General features: G+C 64.6%; 11 protein-coding genes. 10 read left to right on the plus strand and 1 reads right to left on the minus strand.

The window, feature by feature from the left end; all coding sequences use genetic code 11:
- Positions 1–123 precede the first annotated feature (123 nt).
- The 5 genes from ACYVIA_RS08675 to ACYVIA_RS08695 all read left to right on the plus strand — a co-directional run bounded on the left by ACYVIA_RS08675 (position 124) and on the right by ACYVIA_RS08695 (position 11878).
- Entirely contained in the window at positions 124–1467 is a 1344-nt protein-coding gene (locus ACYVIA_RS08675; RefSeq protein WP_460839873.1) for an efflux RND transporter periplasmic adaptor subunit, read from the plus strand.
- A complete protein-coding gene (locus ACYVIA_RS08680; protein WP_460839875.1) occupies positions 1464–4565 on the plus strand; it encodes an efflux RND transporter permease subunit in 3102 nt (1033 codons plus the stop codon). The genes ACYVIA_RS08675 and ACYVIA_RS08680 overlap by 4 nt, the downstream gene beginning before the upstream one ends.
- Entirely contained in the window at positions 4562–7831 is a 3270-nt protein-coding gene (locus ACYVIA_RS08685; protein ID WP_460839877.1) for an efflux RND transporter permease subunit, read from the plus strand. Before ACYVIA_RS08680 ends, ACYVIA_RS08685 begins: the two co-directional genes overlap by 4 nt.
- A gap of 13 nt (positions 7832–7844) precedes the next feature.
- Positions 7845–9275: an efflux transporter outer membrane subunit gene (locus ACYVIA_RS08690; protein ID WP_460839879.1), complete on the plus strand. Its 1431-nt coding sequence runs from the start codon at positions 7845–7847 to the stop codon at positions 9273–9275.
- Positions 9276–9529: 254 nt separating this feature from the next.
- Positions 9530–11878 (plus strand): hypothetical protein, encoded by a 2349-nt coding sequence (locus tag ACYVIA_RS08695; protein WP_460839880.1) that lies wholly within the window; start codon positions 9530–9532, stop codon positions 11876–11878.
- 197 nt (positions 11879–12075) lie between these two features.
- On the opposite strand, the gene ACYVIA_RS08700 is transcribed toward ACYVIA_RS08695, so the two are convergent.
- On the minus strand, positions 12076–13539 hold the full coding sequence (locus ACYVIA_RS08700; protein WP_460839882.1) for an aminotransferase-like domain-containing protein: 1464 nt from the start codon (positions 13537–13539) through the stop codon (positions 12076–12078).
- Positions 13540–13650: 111 nt separating this feature from the next.
- Here ACYVIA_RS08700 and ACYVIA_RS08705 point away from each other — a divergent pair, with 111 nt between their 5' ends.
- From ACYVIA_RS08705 to ACYVIA_RS08725, 5 genes are all read left to right on the plus strand, one after another.
- On the plus strand, positions 13651–14634 hold the full coding sequence (locus ACYVIA_RS08705; RefSeq protein WP_460839884.1) for a threonine dehydratase: 984 nt from the start codon (positions 13651–13653) through the stop codon (positions 14632–14634).
- A gap of 41 nt (positions 14635–14675) precedes the next feature.
- Positions 14676–15545 carry a DMT family transporter gene (locus ACYVIA_RS08710; RefSeq protein WP_460839886.1) on the plus strand — a complete coding sequence of 290 codons (870 nt, stop codon included), beginning with the start codon at positions 14676–14678 and terminating at the stop codon, positions 15543–15545.
- 56 nt (positions 15546–15601) lie between these two features.
- Positions 15602–16060, plus strand: a complete 459-nt coding sequence (locus ACYVIA_RS08715) for a RidA family protein (RefSeq protein WP_460839888.1) — start codon at positions 15602–15604, stop codon at positions 16058–16060.
- Between the two features lie 23 nt (positions 16061–16083).
- The gene (locus ACYVIA_RS08720) at positions 16084–16914 is read left to right on the plus strand and encodes a PhzF family phenazine biosynthesis protein (protein ID WP_460839890.1); all 831 of its coding nucleotides are present in this window, start codon (positions 16084–16086) and stop codon (positions 16912–16914) included.
- A 146-nt stretch (positions 16915–17060) separates the two neighbouring features.
- Positions 17061–18254, plus strand: a complete 1194-nt coding sequence (locus ACYVIA_RS08725) for an aminotransferase-like domain-containing protein (protein ID WP_460839893.1) — start codon at positions 17061–17063, stop codon at positions 18252–18254.
- Positions 18255–18392 lie beyond the last annotated feature (138 nt).

An 18392-nucleotide genomic window follows, 5' to 3' on the forward strand; every position in this document is an offset into this window, starting at 1 on the left:
CATTTCGATACAAATCCCGCGCTGAGAGACAATTCAGGGATACAAAAAAACGAGAACATTCGGAAACACTCATCTCGGGAACTGGTCGGACCCTATTCGCCCCCCGTACTGCAAGGGAAATCAATGAAGTCGGACAAAGATAACAATCGGCAAACAGAAACCTCTCCGGTCGCGGCCGGACACCCTACAGCGAACAAACCAGGAAGAAAATCCCTCATCGGCGTGATCGTTGCCCTGCTGGCGCTGGTTGCGCTTGGCTGGCTCGCCTGGTACCTGACGCACCAGCCGACGCAGGACGGGCGCGGCCCGGGCGGCGGATGGCGGGGCGGGCCGCCGATGACCACCGTCGGCGTGGCGAGCGTCGAGCAGGCCGACCTGCCGGTGATCGTCGATTCGCTTGGCACGGTGGCCGCCGCTGCCACTGCCGTCGTGCGGCCGCAGGTGTCGGGCGTGCTGCAGAAGATTCATTTTCGCGAGGGAGAAACAGTGAAGGCCGGCCAGCTGCTGGCGACCATCGATCCGCGCCAGTTCGAAATGGCCCTGATGCAGGCGACCGGCCAGCGCAAGCGCGACGAGGCGCAGCTGGAAAACGCACGGCTGACGCTGGAACGCTACCGCACGCTGCTGGCGCAAGACTCGATCGCGCGCCAGGAAGTCGATACGCAGGCGGCGCTGGTCAAGCAGCTGGAAGGCACGGTGATCGCCAACCGCGCTGCCGAGGGCACCGCGCGGCTGAACCTCGGTTATACCCGCGTCAACGCGCCAATCGGCGGGCGGGTAGGCCTGCGGGCGGCCGACATCGGCAATGTGATCGGGCCGAGCGACGCCAACGGCATCGTCGTCATCACCCAGACCGAGCCGATCGACGTCGAATTCGCGGTACCGCAGGACCGCATCGGCGAACTGCGCATACGTATCAACGAGGGCGCCGTGCTGCCGGTGGAGGCATATGACCGCAGCCGCACGACGCTGCTGGATACCGGCCGCTTTCTGGCAATGGACAACCAGGTCGATGTGCAGACCGGCACGGTGCGTGCGAAAGCGCGTTTTACGAATGCGAAACACGCGCTCTTCCCCAGCCAGTTCGTCAATGTGCGGCTGCAGTTGCACACCCTTGCAGGGGCGCTGACCGTGCCGGTGACCGCATTGCGGCATGGCGGCGACGGCGATTATGTCTATGTGCTTAATGCCGCCGAGCGAACCGTGTCGCTGCGTCCGGTGAAGCGCGGCCTGATGACCGCAGATAAAGTGCAGATCGTATCGGGGCTGACGGCCGGTGAGCAGGTGATCACCGAAGGCGCGGACCGGCTCAAGGACGGCGCGCGCGTCAACGTGCCGGGCGACCGGCCGGGCAGGCCGCAAGCGTCCGCATCGCCGCCAGGCGGAGCACAGGAGGGGAGCCAAGGTAGCGGGCAGCGGCCGGCTGGCGAACGCCGGCGCAGCGCCGGGGCCGGGGCGGCGCAATGAGCCCGTCACGCCCATTCATCGAAAGGCCGGTCGCCACCTCGCTGCTGATGCTGGCGATCGTGCTGGCTGGCCTCATCGGTTTCCGCTTCCTGCCGCTGTCGGCGTTGCCGCAGGTCGATTTCCCGACCATCCAGGTGCAGACGCTGTACCCGGGCGCCAGCCCGGAGGTGATGAGCCGCAGCGTGACCGCGCCGCTGGAGCGGCAGTTCGGCCAGATGTCGGGGCTGCAGCGCATGAGCTCCACCAGCGCCGCCGGCGTGTCCATCGTCACGCTGCAGTTCGGCCTGGGCGAGGCGCTGGACGTGGCCGAGCAGGAAGTGCAGGCCGCAATCAATGCCGCCGCCTCGCTGCTGCCGGCCGACCTGCCGGCGCCGCCGGTGTACGCGAAGGTCAATCCTGCCGATGCACCGGTGCTGACGCTGGCGATCACGTCCGACACGCTGCCGCTGACCGAGGTGCAGAACCTCGTCAACACCCGTCTGGCGCTGAAGATCAGCCAGGTGTCCGGCGTCGGCCTCGTCACGCTGTCGGGCGGCCAGCGGCCGGCGGTGCGCATCCAGGCCGACACGCAGGCACTGGCGTCGCAGGGGCTGGGGCTGGACACGCTGCGCACGGCGATCGCCGCGGCCAACGCCAACAGCGCCAAGGGCAGCATCGATGGGCCGACGCGCTCCTTTTCCATCAATGCCAACGACCAGCTGCTGACCGTCGATGATTACAAGAACCTGATCGTCGCCTGGCGCAATGGCGCGCCGGTGCGCCTGTCGGAAGTCGCGCAGGTAGTCGACAGCGCGGAGAATGTCCGGCTAGCCGCCTGGTCCGGTCTGAAGCCGGCGGTCATCCTGAACGTGCAGCGCCAGCCGGGCGCCAACGTGATTGCAACCGTTGATGCGATCAAGGAAAGATTGCCGGAACTGCGCGAAAGCCTGCCGGCGTCGGTGCAGGTGGACGTGCTGAGCGACCGCACCAACGGCATCCGCGCTTCCGTCCAGCATGTGGAAATCGAGCTGATCCTTGCGGTAGTGCTGGTGGTGCTGGTGATTTTTGCCTTTCTGCATGACCTGCGCGCGACGGTGATCGCCAGCCTTGCGGTGCCGATATCGCTGATCGGTACCTGCGGCGCGATGTACCTGCTCGGCTACAGCCTGAACAACCTGAGCCTGATGGCATTGACTATTGCAACGGGTTTCGTCGTGGACGATGCGATCGTGATGATCGAGAACATCGCGCGCTACATCGAAAAGGGCGAAAGGCCGATGCAGGCCGCGCTCAAGGGCGCGACGCAGATTGGCTTCACCATCATTTCGCTGACGGTATCGCTGGTCGCGGTACTGATCCCGCTGCTGTTCATGGGCGACGTGGTGGGGCGGCTGTTCCGCGAATTCGCGGTCACGCTCGCGATCACCATCCTGATTTCCGCCGTGGTGTCGCTGACGCTGGTGCCGATGATGGCGGCACGCTGGCATTCCACCACGCCGCCCGGCGAACAGGGCATCGGCGCGCGCATCCAACGCCTGTTCGACCGGCTGATCGGGCGATACGATGTTGCTCTGCAATGGGTGCTGGAACGGCAGCCGCTGACGCTGCTGGTGGCGCTGGCAACGCTCGCGCTGACCGTGCTGCTGTACGTGCTGATCCCCAAGGGGCTGTTCCCGGTGCAGGACACCGGACAGCTGCGGGCGCGGGTGGAGGCGGCCGAATCGGTGTCCTTCGAGCGCATGGCGCGGCTGCAGCAGGACGCGGCGCGGGCCATCATGGAAGACCCGGACGTTGAGTCGCTCAGCTCGCTGGTCGGCGTGGATGCGGCCAGCAACACGATGATGCATACCGGCAGCATGCTGATCAACCTGAAGCGGGAACGCAGCGGCTCGCAGCAGGAGACGATGGACCGCTTGCGCGAGCGGGTGGCGCACATTGCCGGGCTCAAGCTCTACCTGCAGCCGACGCAGGACCTGACCATCGATGCGGAAACCGGCCCGACGCAATTCCGTGTCTCCCTGCAAGGTGCGGACAGCGCGGCCGTGCAGCATTGGGCAACGCGGCTGTCGCAGCGCATGCAGGCGTCCGATGCACTGCGCGAGGTGGTGTCGGATGCCGGCGCCACCGGTGCGGCGCTGGCTATCGATATCGACCGCGACACGGCGGCGCGACTGTCGATCACCGCCTCCGCCATCGACGACGCCTTGTACAGCGCGTTCGGCCAGCGCATCGTGTCCACCATCTTCACGCAGACCAACCAGTACCGCGTGATCCTTGAAGCGCATCCCGGCATGGCGACGCCGGCGATGCTCGGCCAGCTGCCGTTGCGCACCGCGTCCGGCAAGACCACGCCGCTGTCGGCGGTAGCGACCATCACCGAGCGGCAGGCACCGTTGCAGATCACGCATGTGGCGCAGTATCCGGCCACCACCATCGGCTTCGACACTGCACCCGGCGTATCGCTCGGCAAGGCGGTCGACGCGGTACGGCAGGCGGCACAGGACATCGAGCTGCCGGCCTCGGTCAGCATGAGCTTCCTCGGCGCGGCCGGCGCCTACGAGGCGTCGCTGACCAACCAGCTGTGGCTGATCCTGGCGGCGGTGGTGTGCGTGTACATCGTGCTCGGCGTGCTGTACGAAAGCTACATCCATCCGCTGACCATCCTGTCCACGCTGCCCTCGGCCGGGGTGGGCGCACTACTGGCACTGATGCTCACCGGGCACGAGCTCGGCGTGATCGGCATCATCGGTATCATCCTGCTGATCGGCATTGTGAAGAAAAACGCGATCATGATGATCGACTTCGCCATCGACGCCGAACGCAACGAAGGCAAGTCGCCGCGCGAGGCGATCCACCAGGCAGCGCTGCTGCGCTTCCGCCCGATCCTGATGACCACGCTGGCCGCGTTGTTCTCGGCGCTGCCGCTGATGTTTGGCTGGGGCGATGGCGCGGAACTGCGCCGGCCGCTCGGCCTGTCCATCTTCGGCGGACTGGTACTCAGCCAGCTCCTGACGCTGTTCACCACGCCGGTAATCTATCTGGCGTTCGACCGCCTCGGCAGCCGCCGTGCCGCGCGGCGAGAGGCCGGCGCAGGAGTTGACACCGGAGGCGCGCAGTGAACCTGTCCGCACCTTTCGTGCGCCGCCCGGTGGCCACGGTGCTGCTGACCATCTGGCTGGCGCTTGCCGGCATCGCGGCCTTCTTCGTGCTGCCGGTCGCGCCGCTGCCGCAGGTGGATTACCCGGTGATCTCGGTCAGCGCCTCGCTGCCGGGCGCCAGCCCGGAGACCATGGCGACCAGCGTGGCCACGCCGCTGGAGCGGCGGCTGGGGACCATCGCCGGCGTCAACGAAATGACGTCCAACAGCGGCAACGGCTCGACCCGCATCAGCCTGCAATTCGAGCTCAACCGCAAGATCGACGCTGCCGCGCGCGAGGTGCAGGCGGCAATCAACGCCTCGCGCGCCGATCTGCCGGCGACGCTGCGCAGCAATCCGACCTATCGCAAGATCAATCCGTCCGATGCGCCGGTGCTGATCCTCGCGCTGACCTCGCCCACGCGCTCGCCGGGCCAGATCTACGAAGAGGTGTCGAACCTGGTGCAGCAGCGGCTGGCGCAGGTACCGGGCGTGGGCGACGTCGAAATCGGCGGCGGTTCCTTGCCAGCGGTGCGCGTGGAACTATTGCCGTTCGCCCTCAACCGCCACGGCATCAGCATGGAAGACGTGCGTGCCGCAATCCAGTCCGGTTCCGCCACGCGGCCCAAGGGTGTGGTCGAAGGGGAAGGGCGGCGGTTGCAGATTTACTCTCAGGCCGATGCTGGCGCCGGCCGTCCCACGTCAGCCGACTATCGCGGGCTGGTCGTGGCGTGGCGCAACGGCGCAGCGGTGCGGCTGGAAGATATCGCTGAAGTCAGCGACGGCCCCGAGGATGTGCGCACGCTCGGCCTGTTCAACGGCCAGCCGGCGGTGATCGTGCTGGTCACGCGCCAGCCCGGCGCCAACGTGATCGATACCGTGGATGCAGTGCGCGCGCAGCTGCCGTCGCTGCAGGCGCAGCTGCCGCAGGACGTGCAGCTGCAGGTCGCGTCCGACCGCACGCATTCCATCCGCGCGTCGCTGCAGGAAATCGAGCTGACGCTGGTGATCGCCGTGGTGCTGGTGGTGCTCGTGGTCAGCGCCTTCCTGCGCAACCTGCGCGCCACGATCATTCCCGGCGTGGCGACGGTGGTATCGCTGCTTGGCACCTTCGGCGTGATGTATCTGCTCGGCTTCAGCCTGAACAACCTCTCCCTGATGGCGCTGACGGTGGCGACCGGTTTCGTCGTGGATGACGCGATCGTGGTGCTGGAGAACACCAGCCGCCACATCGAGGCCGGCATGGACCGCTTCCGCGCGGCGCTGCTCGGTGCGCGCGAGGTCGGGTTCACCGTGCTGTCGATCAGCCTGTCGCTGGTTGCGGTCTTCATCCCGCTGCTGTTCATGGGCGGGCAGATCGGGCGCCTGTTCCGCGAGTTTGCAGTCACCTTGTCGGCGGCGGTGCTGATCTCGATGCTGATCTCGCTGACCACCACGCCGATGATGTGCGCGTGGCTGCTCAAGCCCGGTGCCGAGCAGCGCCCGCCCGGCAGGATCTCCCGTTTCTTCGAGCGCGGCTTCGACCTTATGCACCGCAGCTACGAGCGCAGCCTGGACTGGGCGCTGTACCACCGCTGGCTGATCCTGTTCATCCTGGCGGCAGTGGTCGGGCTCAACGTGTATCTGTTCATGGCGGCGCCCAAGGGATTTTTCCCGCAGCAGGATTCCGGCCTGCTCAGCGGCGGCCTGCGCGCGGACCGGAGCATTTCCTTCCAGGCGTTGCAAGGAAAGCTGCGCGAAATGGTCGACATCATCCGGCACGACCCGGCGGTGGAAACCGTAGTCGGCTTTACCGGCGGCTCGCGTGCAGGCGGCGGCTTCGTGTCCGTCAACCTGAAGCCGGCGGACGTACGCGGCGAGAGCGGGCAGGCGGTGATCGCGCGGCTGCGGCCGCAGCTGGCGCAAGTCACCGGCATCAGCCTGTTCCTCAATCCGGTGCAGGACCTGCGCATGGGCGGACGCCAGAGCAACTCCACCTACCAGTACACGTTGAAGAGCGACAACCGAGAGGATCTGCGCACCTGGGCCATCCGGCTGGCCGACGCCATGAAGCGGCAGCCGGCGCTGACGGATGTGGACACGGACCAGCAGGAAAACGGCGTGGAAACCTACGTCGAAGTGGACCGTGATACCGCCGCGCGGCTCGGCATCAATGCACGCGACGTCAACAACGCGCTGTACAACGCCTTCGGCCAGCGGCAGGCGGCGACCATCTACGACGAGCTGAACCAGTACCACGTGGTCATGGAGGTCGCGAAGAAGTACGCGACCAGCCCGGAGGCGCTGAAGGATATCTATGTGCCCGCCAGCGGGAATGTGTCTTCAGCAACCACAGCAGCAACCGCAACGTCAAACGCAACGTCAACCACGGCACCTACAACCACGGCAGCCGCCACCGTCAACCCCGCGCTGCGCGACCCATCGAGCGGACAGGCCCTCAGCAACACGCAGAAAACCATGGTGCCGCTGTCAGCGTTCGCCCGCTTTTCCGAACGCGCAACGCCCGCTTCGATCAGCCACGAAGATGCGGAACTGGCGACAACGATTTCCTTCAATCTTCCCGAAGGCGTCAACCTCGGCGAAGCGCAGCAGGCGATCCGCCAGGCGGAGGCTGACATCAGCATGCCGACCAATGTGCGCGGCAGCTTTGCCGGCACCGCGCGCAGCTTTGAGGAATCACAGCGCCAGCAGCCGCTGCTGATCCTCGCGGCGCTGGTGGTGATCTACATCGTGCTCGGCATCCTGTATGAGAGCCTGGTGCATCCGGTCACGGTGCTGTCCACGCTGCCGTCGGCCGGCGTCGGCGCGGTGCTGGCGCTGCTGCTGTTCAAGATGGAGTTTTCCGTCATCGCGCTGATCGGCGTGTTCCTGCTGATCGGCATCGTGAAAAAGAACGCGATTCTGATCATCGACTTCGCGCTGGAAGCCGAACGCGCGCGCGGCCTGACGCCGCTGGCGGCGGTGCGCGAAGCCTGCCTGCTTCGCTTCCGCCCGATCCTGATGACCACGCTGGCGGCGGCACTCGGCGCGCTGCCGCTGGCGATCGGCTTCGGCGAAGGCGCGGAGCTGCGCCGTCCGCTCGGCGTCGCGATCATCGGCGGCCTGATCGCCAGCCAGCTGCTGACGCTGCTGACCACGCCGGTGGTCTATCTGCTGCTCGACAAGCTGCGCCGCCGCAGCACGGACGAGCGCCATCTGAGCCGCGAGAGCCATCTGGGCGACGATGCGCCTTCCCCCGAATCCACCTGAGATGAACCAGACAATGCCTGACTTTCCAAAGCTGAAGACCCGCCGCCTCGCGTCCCTCTGCCTGCTGCCTGTCCTGCTTGGCGGATGCGTCGTCGGTCCCACCTACGAGCGTCCGGCCGCGCCGGTGCCTGCTGTGTTCAAGGAAGCGCGTGACTGGGTGCCGGCCACGCCCGCCGATGCAATCGATCGCGGCGCATGGTGGACGCTGTTCGGCGACCCGCTGCTGAACGAGCTGGCCTCCGCCGTCGAGGTATCGAACCAGAACGTCGCTGCCGCCGCCGCTGCCTACGTGCAGGCCCGCGCGCTGGTGCGCGAGCAGCGCGCCGCGCTGTTCCCGGTGGTGTCGCTGGATGGCGGCGCTACGCGCTCCGGAGGCGGCGGAAGCTCCACCACTGCCGGCGCTGGCAGCAGCAGCCGTACTGGCAACAATGTGCGGCTCTCCATCGGCGGCACTTGGGAGCCGGACGTCTGGGGCCGGCTGCGCGCCGGCGTCAGCAGCGCCACCGCCAGTGCGCAGGCCAGCGCCGCTGATCTCGCTTCCGCCACGCTGTCGGCGCAGGGCGAACTGGCAACGAACTACCTGTCGCTGCGCCAGACCGATGCGCAGGCCGCGCTGCTGCGCGACACCATCGCCGGCTACCAGCGCGCGCTGCAGATCGCCCGCAACCGCTACGCCGCCGGCATCGCGCCGAAAACCGACGTGCTGCAGGCCGAAACGCAGCTGGCGAACGCGCAGGCGGACGAGGCCGGACTGCAGCGCCAGTGCGCACAGCTCGAACATGCGATCGCCGTACTCATCGGCAAGGCGCCCGGCGACTTCACGCTCGCGCCCGCCGACTGGAATCCGGTTGTGCCACAGGTGCCGGTCGGCGTGCCTTCGACGCTGCTGCAGCGCCGGCCCGATATCGCGGCGGCGGAACGGCGCGTCGCCGTCGCCAACGAGCAGATCGGCATCGCGCGCAGCGCCTACTTCCCCAGCATTGGACTGAGCGCCTCCTACGGCTCCAGCGGCAGCCGCGTCTCGGACCTGTTCAGCGCCGGCAACGCGCTGTGGTCGCTGGGCCTATCGGTTGCGCAGACGGTGTTCGATGCCGGCGCCACCGGCGCGCGCGTGGAAGGTGCGCGGGCCGCGCACGACGAGGCAACCGCGCGCTACCGGCAAACCGTGCTCGCCGCCTTCCAGGATGTCGAAGACCAGCTGTCGGCGTCGCAGGTGCTCTCGCGCCAATTGGAACTGCGCCGGCAGGCATCGCAGGCCGCCGACGAAGCGGAGGCGCTGCAGCTGAACCGCTACCGCGCCGGGCAGATCAGCTTCTCGGAAGTGGTCAGCGCGCAGGTCAGTGCGCTCAATGCAAGGCGCGCGCTGGTGCAGGCGCAGGCGGATCGACAGACGGCGGCGATTGCACTGATTCAGGCGCTGGGTGGGGGATGGAAGGAGGAGTAGGCTTTGTGCACCGATTCACACATGATGGTTTGGCTCAGCTTCCAGCGCCCGATAAAAAACGGTGCGTAGAGCGCACCCGGCGCTCGCTAGGACAAGTAGGCCGAGAAGGATAGCGCCATCTGACAAGAACCTTCATCCATGAAGCCCGGATTTGGGGCGGATTTGAACACCATCAGCGTCTGACCTCCTTGACACAGTGTGCAGTTGTATCGATCACCTGTATCCTTGCTTTAACGCAATACACTTTCAGACTCATGAAAACGCTGGTGACCAGATTTTTTTCGACCCTCTTCCTGGGATGGATCTTCTTAACGACACCCGTGCACGGCGAAGCGTCTCCTGTGAGCTCGGAGCAGTGGGGGGTCTACGCCAACTTGGCGGGGACCGCCTGGCTGGGAGGCAATCGGATTGGGGATAACAGCTTCGGAAGCAACTGGAAGATCACGGTCGAGTGGCGTGAGGTCGGCGTCGAGCTGGTCGAACGCTGGGAGTTGCTGGACAAGTCCGGTAGAGTGATGACACATGTTATTACCCGTGGCGATCAACCCGGTGAGCTGCGCATGGCTGCGACGAATGGCGTATGCGACAGCCGTACCGGTACAGTGCAGCCCGACGGCAGCGTGCTTTTCGTCTGCACCGGATTCTTCAAATGGCCCATGCATGTGGTCGCCCCCCAGGGCGGTGTGTGGGAGCAACACTACGTCAGCCTGAACGGCTCGGAGATTGCCGGCATCAAGGATGTCTGGCGTTTCCAGAGTCAGTCCGGTGTCAGTGCGAATGACCCGCGTGTGGCGTCGGCGGCGGCAGTACAAGCCCCATCTCGTGCCGCGACCGACGCACCTGCGGTGCAGGCAGTAATCGGCGCAGGTTCACCGACCGATGCGAACCCTCTCGCCGATTGGGGCGCATGGCTTCCCCTGGCCAGTCAGGTATGGCGCAAGGAAGGCACAGGCGACTGGAGCAGTCATGCGCAGCTTCTGGAATTCACCTGGCATGCGGGGCCATCCCCGCGCATGGAAGTCAGCCGTCGCAATGAGCACGGCGTGGTTTCCGCAAGCGGCGACCTGACGCTTGGAATGGATGGGGAGGCGATTTTTACAGAAGAAAAGCGGCTCAGGTTTATCTACAAGCTCGAACCGCAAGGGACGCTGCTTGAGACCGAACAGCAAATGCCTTTGTTTTTCGGCACTGACTGGGAGACCGCGCGCAGCACGCGATATTGGGCCTTCCTGCCTGACGAACGCTGGGGGCTTATGCGTCAACTGGTGGGCTATAGCTGGTATGAATCGGAGCTTCCGGCTCAGCCCACCGGCGACAGGTTGTTTAGGTTCAGGTACGACGGATGCCTGACATTTTCATGGTCGCCTGTCGATCAGACTATAGAGACGGCCTGGCGCGCAGATTCATCCGGTGGGACGACCATGAGCATCCACATGATCGGTCGTAATCCGGAGGAATTGGAGGGATACGTCGAATACAATTTTTGGCAGGGTAATAATGTCTCGCGCAGGACGCAACCCTGGAACGCGCAATTCACCGATGAGCAGCTAATCTTCCCCGATCTTCACCAGAAAAATGCCCGCCGGGTCCTTCAGCTCGATGATCCGACGACTCTGGTTCGGCAGCTTCAGAAGCTGAACAACGGGCGTTGGGAAACTGTCTACACCGAGAGGTTCATTCGTGAGACGCCACAACAGAAAAGCAGGCGTTTGTTTGAACTGGCCCGCCTCGCGGAAGAAAAGGCGTCCAGGGAACGCACCCGGGCATCAATCCGTGCTTCTGAGGCGGTGGGGCAAGTGCTGTCGGGCGTGAAGCCGGTGGTCAATGATTATGTCGAGCAAAGTCGGCGCAGGAGTGAACAGACGCTCGAAAATGCGCGCCGCATTGCGGCGGAAAGGGCTAGGGCGGAGCGCGAGGAAAAGGAGCGTCAATACCAAGCCGATTGGCAGCACGCCAGGAAAGTGCTGGCTCAGCAGGAGCAGGCGCGCCAGGACAGGGCCGGGGCGAGCCGGGCAGAGGCCGAGACCGAGCGCAAACAGCAGAGCGTGGCGCAGGCTACGCAGCAGCAGCGGCGCGTGGAAGACACTCGCCGACGCGAATCTGCCGAGGCCGAGCGCAAACGGCAGCAGGAGGCCGAGGCAGAGCAGGAAGAGCGCCGCCGGCGGGAGGAAGCCGCCCAAAGGGAGCGGGCGGAGCGGGACATGCTCGCGCGCAGCAAGCAGCTGGAAGAGGAGGTCAAGCGCCAGGAGGAAGAGGCGCGCAACCGACCGGTTATCTACCGGGAAGGCATTACCCTGTGCGAGCCGCCCAAGAACGGCGGCAAGGCGTGGCTTTGCCGAGGTCCCTTGCAAAACATGAGCGGCGTGCTCGACACTCAGTCCGGCAACGTGGCCGTCCGTCAGGCATGCGGAGGAAATAATATCCGGGACCTCGGTATGGTTGCGGGCTACCGCGCCTATGGCTGCGGTTTTGGCATTCATCCCACCGACCGCGACGCCCCTAATCGCGATATTCCGGCGAGTCTCGGTGTCAACCATATCCCTGACCGAGGCACTTTCCGTTGTAATCCAAACACGGTGTTCGCCTATTGCAAAGGCAGGTGATGAGCGCCGCGGCTGATTCGCCGCGGTCGCATCTTCGGTCGATCAGCGACAGGCTGCTGCGTTATCCCGTCAATTGGCGGTGGGCGTGAGCAAGGGGAGGGCGTTCCGCGCACTGAATCGTACGGATTGGCTAGCCCCCCTTTTCAATGCGCGACGAAAAGGCCGTACGCATGGCGCACCTTGCTAATGTTTGCCACTCACTCCCCAAGCCGCCTCTCCAAAAACCGCAACACCCCCGCATCCCCCATATTCGCGACATTGATCCGCATCCGCGTCGAAGGCAGCTGGCTGGGCGAGAACAGGCTGCCGGGCGCGAGCAGGTAGCCTTCTTCCAAGGCCTTTTCGGCGAGCACGTTAGTGTCGCGGCCGGTATCGGCCCAGACGAACATGCCGGCTGGTGCCGCGATGTCGACAGTGACGCCGGTGCGTTCCAGCTGCTTGATGGTCTTGTCGCGGATGCCGTCGAGCTTGCTGCGCAGCCGGTCCACGTGCTTGCGGTAGTGGCCTTCGGACAGGATCTTGTACACCACGCGTTCGCCGAGGTCGGAGGTGGTGAGCGTGGTGAGCATCTTGCGGTCGGACAGGCGCTGGGCCATGTCGGGCGAGGTGGCGATGAAGCCGACGCGAAGGTTGGCCGCGAGCGTCTTGGAAAAGCCGCCGAGGTAGATCACGCGGTTCAACTGGTCGAGCGCGGCGATGCGCGTGGCGGGCTGCACCGCGCTGCCGGGATGCAGGTCGCAGTAGATGTCGTCCTCGACGATGATGATGTCGTGCTGCTCGGCGATCTTCAGCACCTGGAAGGCCTTGGCCGCCGACAGCGAGGTGGAGGTCGGATTGTGCAGTACCGAGTTGATGACGTAGAACTTCGGCTTGTGGACCGCCGCCAGCTCGGCCAGCTTTGCGATGTCCGGCCCGTCTGGCAGGCGCGGGATGCCGATCACCTTGGCGCCGAGCGTGGCGAAGGAGCCGAACATCAAAAACCACGCCGGATCATCGACGAAGATGGTGTCGCCCGGCAGCGTGAAGTGTCGCGCGATCAGGTCCAGCCCCTGCGTGATGCCGGAGGTGGTGACGATCTGCTCGGGCGTGGCGGCGATTTCCAGCTCGGCCAGCTTCAGTTGCAGTTGCTGGCGCAGCGGCAGGAAGCCTTGTGGATTGCCGTATTGCAGCAGCAGGTTCTGGTGCTGGCGGCTGATGGCGCGCAGGCCGTTGGCGATCAGTTCGCCGTCGAGCCAGTCGGACGGCAGCAGGCCGGAGCCCGGCATCTTGTGCGGCGGATGCTGGCGGAACATGTTGCGCACCAGCCAGACCACATCGAGTTGCTGTGGCACGGCATCCACCGGTCGCGGGCCCTGTGCCGCGACGATGGACGGTGAGCGTTCCCGCACATAAAAACCCGACCCGCGCCGCGATTCGAGGAAACCTTTTGCCACGAGGCGGTCATATGCCTCCACCACCGTAAAGCGCGACACGCGGTGCGTCTCGGCAAACTGGCGGATCGACGGCATGCGCACGCCACTGCGCAACAGCCTGTCGTCAATGCGTGACTCGATGGAGCGGACAATCTGGTCCACCAGCGATTCGCCGGATTCGCGCGAGAGCACCTGTGGTGCGGCGGCAGCGATATCGGCGACTTTGCGGAGTTGGGCTGTACTGGTCATTTTGCCGTGACAGTGGTCAGGATTATTTGGGTAACTGTACTGGTACTGTATTGGTTTCGTCGTTTAGGATAGTTCAACCGACAACAAACCTCAAGCCAACCCGAGCCAACCATGAATCACCAGCTTCCCGACAAGAGCGAACTCGACTCCGCCGCGCAGATCGTCTATCGCGCGATGCCGCCCACACCGCAATACCGCTGGCCCTTGCTGGACGAGGCACTCGACGCGCAGGTTTGGATCAAGCACGAGAACCACACGCCGACTGGCGCGTTCAAGGTGCGCGGCGGGCTGGTGTATATGCATGAGCTGGCGCGGCGCGCGCCGGATGTGGACGGCGTGATCTCTGCTACGCGCGGCAACCACGGCCAGTCGATCGGTTATGCAGCGCGCCGCCACGGCATACAGGCGACCATCGTCGTCCCGCATGGCAACAGCAGGGAAAAGAACGCGGCGATGCGTGCGCTCGGCGTCAACCTGATCGAGCACGGGCGCGAGTTCCAGGAAAGCCGGGAACACGCGATGCAGCTTGCCGAGGAGCGGTCGCTGCACATGATTCCTTCCTACCACCGCGACCTCGTGCGCGGCGTCGGTACCTACTGGATGGAACTGTTCACGGCGCAGCCCGATCTCGACGTCGTGTTCGTCCCGATCGGGCAGGGCTCCGGCATCTGCGGTGCAATCGCCGCCCGCAATGCGTTGAGCCTGTCGACGCGCATCGTCGGCGTGGTGTCGGCCCATGCCTTGGCGTACAAACTGTCGTTCGAACAGCGGCGCAAGCTGGAGTCGCCAGTCTCGACCGTCGTTGCGGACGGCATGGCGTGCCGTGTGCCGGACGACACGTCGCTCGGCATCATCCTCAAGTACGCCGAAGACATCGTTGCGGTCAGCGATGACGAGGTTGCGGCTGCAATGCGTCTGTACTTCATCGCCACGCATAACCTTGCGGAAGGCGCGGGTGCTGCGTCACTGGCCGCCGCATTGCAGAGGAAAGATGGCCTGCGCGGTCGCCGGGTCGGCCTGCCGCTGTGCGGTGGGAATGTGGATCATGACCAATTCGCACGCATCCTGAGCGCGCCGCATGGCGCACCGTGCTGAACCAGCCAAATGACAGAAGCGAGGCAAAGATGGAACGCACAATGACACAGGAAACCCGCGGCATGCTGCTTGGCGTGGTGGGCGTGGCGATCTTCAGCCTGACGCTGCCTTTCACCCGCATGGCGGTAGCCGAACTGAACCCCGTGCTGGTGGCGCTCGGCCGTGCCGTCGTCGCGGCGATGGGCTCGGCCGTCCTGCTGTGGTGGCTCGGCGCGCCACGCCCGACATCAGCGCAGATGCGGGCGCTGCTGATCACCGCCGCAGGCGTTGTGGTCGGCTTCCCGGTCCTGTCGTCGATTGCAATGCGTTATGTGCCCGCGTCTCACGGTGCGGTCGTAGTCGGCATCCTGCCACTGGCAACCGCCTTGTTCGGTGCGCTGCGCTTCGGCGAGCGGCCGTCGGCCGGATTCTGGATCGCTGCCGTCATCGGCAGCCTGATCGTCATTGCTTTTGCGCTGATGCAAGGCGGAGGCACGTTGCACTTTGCCGATTTTGCATTGCTCGGCGCGGTCGCTGCGGCCGCTATGGGCTATGCCGAAGGCGGGCGCCTGTCGCAGACCATGGGCGGGCAGCAGGTGATCTGCTGGGCGCTGGTGCTGTCCATGCCCGTCCTGTTGCCGATCACCCTATGGCTGGGTTGGCAATACGGCATCACCGCCTCTGCCAAGGCATGGATAGGATTCGGTTACGTGTCACTTTTTTCGATGTTTATTGGGTTTTTCTTTTGGTATAAAGGCTTGGCGCTTGGCGGCATTGCCCGCGTCGGACAGGTGCAACTTCTGCAACCTTTCATGACGCTGGTCGGCGCCGCACTGATCCTGGGCGAAACGCTGGAGGCAAACAACCTTATGTTCGCGCTTGCGGTGATTGCGGTCGTTGCTGCAGGACGCCGTATGACGATCCGACGCTAACGGGTAAAATCGACAGCTTTACCCCATCGCCCGGCTATCACGATCTGGAGACCATCTTGTCTTTCTACGAAAAACTCAAAGCACTCAACATCGAACTTCCTCCGGTCGCTGCACCGGCGGCCTCCTATGTGATGTTTGCGCAGACAGGCAACACCGTTTTCATCTCCGGCCATATTGCCAAGAAAGACGGCAAGGTCTGGGTTGGACAACTCGGCAAGAACATGACCACCGAGGAAGGCAAGCAGGCGGCCCGTGCCGTTGCCATCGACCTGATCGCGACGCTGCAGGCAGCCTGTGGTGGCGACCTCAACCGCGTCAAGCGCATCGTGAAGGTGATGAGTCTCGTGAATTCCACACCGGATTACACCGAGCAGCATCTGGTGACCAACGGCGCATCCGACCTGCTGGGCGAGGTGTTCGGCGAGCAGGGCAAGCACGCCCGCTCGGCCTTCGGTGTCGCGCAGATCCCGCTGGGCGCCTGCGTCGAGATCGAACTGATCGCCGAAGTCGCCTGATTTCCACGCAAGGGTAATCACGCATGCAACGCCGGTTCAAGCAAGTCGACGTCTTCACCACCGTGCCGTACAAGGGCAACCCGGTGGCGGTGATCCTCGACGGCGACGGACTGTCGACGGAGCAGATGCAGGCGATCGCGCGCTGGACCAACCTGTCGGAAACCACCTTCGTCTGCAAGCCCGAGCATGCGGAAGCGGATTACCGCTTGCGCATCTTTGCTCCGCTGACCGAACTGCCGTTTGCCGGCCATCCGACGATCGGCAGTGCGCATGCATGGCTGTCATCCGGCGGCGTGCCGAAAAAAGCGGGCGAGCTGGTGCAGGAATGCGGCGTCGGACTGGTCCGGCTTAAGACCGATGGTGCGGGCATCCGCCTCGCGTTGCCGAAGGCGACCTTCCGGCCGGTCAGCGACGCGGTGCGCATGGCGCTCGAAGAAGCGGTTGGCGCCAAGCTGCAGGACGCACCTGTCGTGGTCGATCTCGGCATTACCTGGCTCACCGCACCGGTTGCCAGTGGCGAAACGCTGCGCAGCCTGCGCCCTGACATGGCGACGGTCGCGGCAACCGCGCGGCTTGCCGGCACGAATGGCGTGAACCTGTTCGGGTTCGATGGTGAAATAGTGGAAGTGCGTTCCTTTGCGCCACATGAAGGCACGCCGGAAGACCCGGTCTGCGGCAGCGGCAATGGTGCCGTCGCGTATTACCTGCGCGAGCGTCGCGGTGCCGTTGATTACGCGGCGCGTCAAGGGCGTTGCATCGGCCGTGACGGCCATCTCCGAATCGTGCACGAACAGGATGTGATTTGGCTGGGTGGCGAAGCCGTCACCTGTATCGAAGGGAACTTGGTGGCGTAATAGCCGCCGATGGAAGTACAAGCATCAAAGACAGGCAGTAAAGACAAGTTAAATGCGGACGACGTGTACCCGGCGCCGTTCTCCAGAAGGCTGCCACCAGCAGCCCGACATCGCGGCGCAAGCCGTCATTCATTAATGAGATAAGTATGAAAATGGAAAACCCCGCACCGATCAATTGGCAATTCTCCAAACGCGCTGAGCAGCTGCAAAGCTCGGTCATCCGCGAAATCCTGAAGGTGACAGTCCGTCCGGAAGTCATCTCTTTTGCGGGCGGCCTGCCGTCCCCGGCGACCTTCCCGGTCGAGCACATGCGCGCCGCCTTCGATACGGTGCTGGCGAACCAGGGCAAGGTCGCATTGCAATACGGCCCGACCGACGGCTACGGCCCTCTGCGCGAATGGATCGCCGCGTCGCTTTCCACTGGCGGCGCGAAAATCTCCGCGGAACAGGTACTGATGGTATCCGGGTCGCAACAAGGCCTGGACCTGCTCGCGAAAGTCCTGATCGATGAAGGCAGCAAGGTGCTGGTCGAGACGCCCAGCTATCTCGGCGCCTTGCAGGCCTTCTCCGTCTACCAGCCCGAATTCATGTCGGTGCCGACCGACGACCACGGCCTGCTGCCGGAACAGGTGGCCGGCGTCGCGCAGGGCGCACGCCTGCTGTACGCGTTGCCGAATTTCCAGAACCCGACCGGCCGCACCCTGTCGGTAGAGCGCCGCACCGCGCTGGTGGAAACCTGCGCGCGCCTCGGCCTGCCGTTGATCGAGGACGATCCTTACGGCGCGCTCAGCTATCGCGGCGAGCCGCTGCCGAAGATGATCTCGATGAACCCGGACGGCGTCATCTACATGGGCTCCTTCTCCAAGGTGCTTACGCCTGGCATTCGCCTCGGTTACGTGGTCGCGCCGCTGCCGCTGGTGCGCAAGCTGGAGCAGGCAAAGCAGGCGGCCGACCTGCACACCGCGCAGCTGACGCAGATGGTGGTGTACGAAGCGATCAAGGACGGTTTCCTCGACCAGCACATCCCGACTATCCGCAAACTCTACTCGGACCAGTGCGATGCAATGATGGCTGCATTGAAGGAACACTTCCCGGCGTCCGTCACCTGGACCAAGCCGGAAGGCGGCATGTTTATCTGGGTCACGCTGCCAAAGCACATCGACACGATGAAACTGCTGGACGAGGCGGTTGCACAGAATGTCGCCTTCGTGCCGGGTGCGCCGTTCTACGCCAATACGCCGGAGAACAACACGCTACGCCTGAGCTTCGTCACTGTGCCGCCGGAGAAAATCCGCGAAGGTGTGGCGCGACTCGGAAAACTGATTGCCTCGAAGCTCTAAGCCGTCATTGCCGGAGCACCAGTGAAAAAGCGGGCCTGTCTTTGGACAGCCCCGCTTTTTTATCGGATGTAGGGTGCGTGCTGTGCACCTTTACCAGTGCCGGAAAGCGGTGCGCCGAGCGCACCCTACAAACTGATT

This window comes from Noviherbaspirillum agri, from assembly GCF_054780595.1.

Excerpts from the sequence above, each read along its gene's own strand:
- ACYVIA_RS08675 (WP_460839873.1), top strand. The coding sequence starts at position 124 with ATGAAGTCGGACAAAGATAACAATCGGCAAACAGAAACCTCTCCGGTC.
- ACYVIA_RS08680 (WP_460839875.1), top strand. The coding sequence starts at position 1,464 with ATGAGCCCGTCACGCCCATTCATCGAAAGGCCGGTCGCCACCTCGCTG.
- ACYVIA_RS08690 (WP_460839879.1), top strand. The coding sequence starts at position 7,845 with ATGCCTGACTTTCCAAAGCTGAAGACCCGCCGCCTCGCGTCCCTCTGC.
- ACYVIA_RS08695 (WP_460839880.1), top strand. The coding sequence starts at position 9,530 with ATGAAAACGCTGGTGACCAGATTTTTTTCGACCCTCTTCCTGGGATGG.
- ACYVIA_RS08700 (WP_460839882.1), bottom strand. The coding sequence starts at position 13,539 with ATGACCAGTACAGCCCAACTCCGCAAAGTCGCCGATATCGCTGCCGCC.
- ACYVIA_RS08705 (WP_460839884.1), top strand. The coding sequence starts at position 13,651 with ATGAATCACCAGCTTCCCGACAAGAGCGAACTCGACTCCGCCGCGCAG.
- ACYVIA_RS08710 (WP_460839886.1), top strand. The coding sequence starts at position 14,676 with ATGACACAGGAAACCCGCGGCATGCTGCTTGGCGTGGTGGGCGTGGCG.
- ACYVIA_RS08720 (WP_460839890.1), top strand. The coding sequence starts at position 16,084 with ATGCAACGCCGGTTCAAGCAAGTCGACGTCTTCACCACCGTGCCGTAC.
- ACYVIA_RS08725 (WP_460839893.1), top strand. The coding sequence starts at position 17,061 with ATGAAAATGGAAAACCCCGCACCGATCAATTGGCAATTCTCCAAACGC.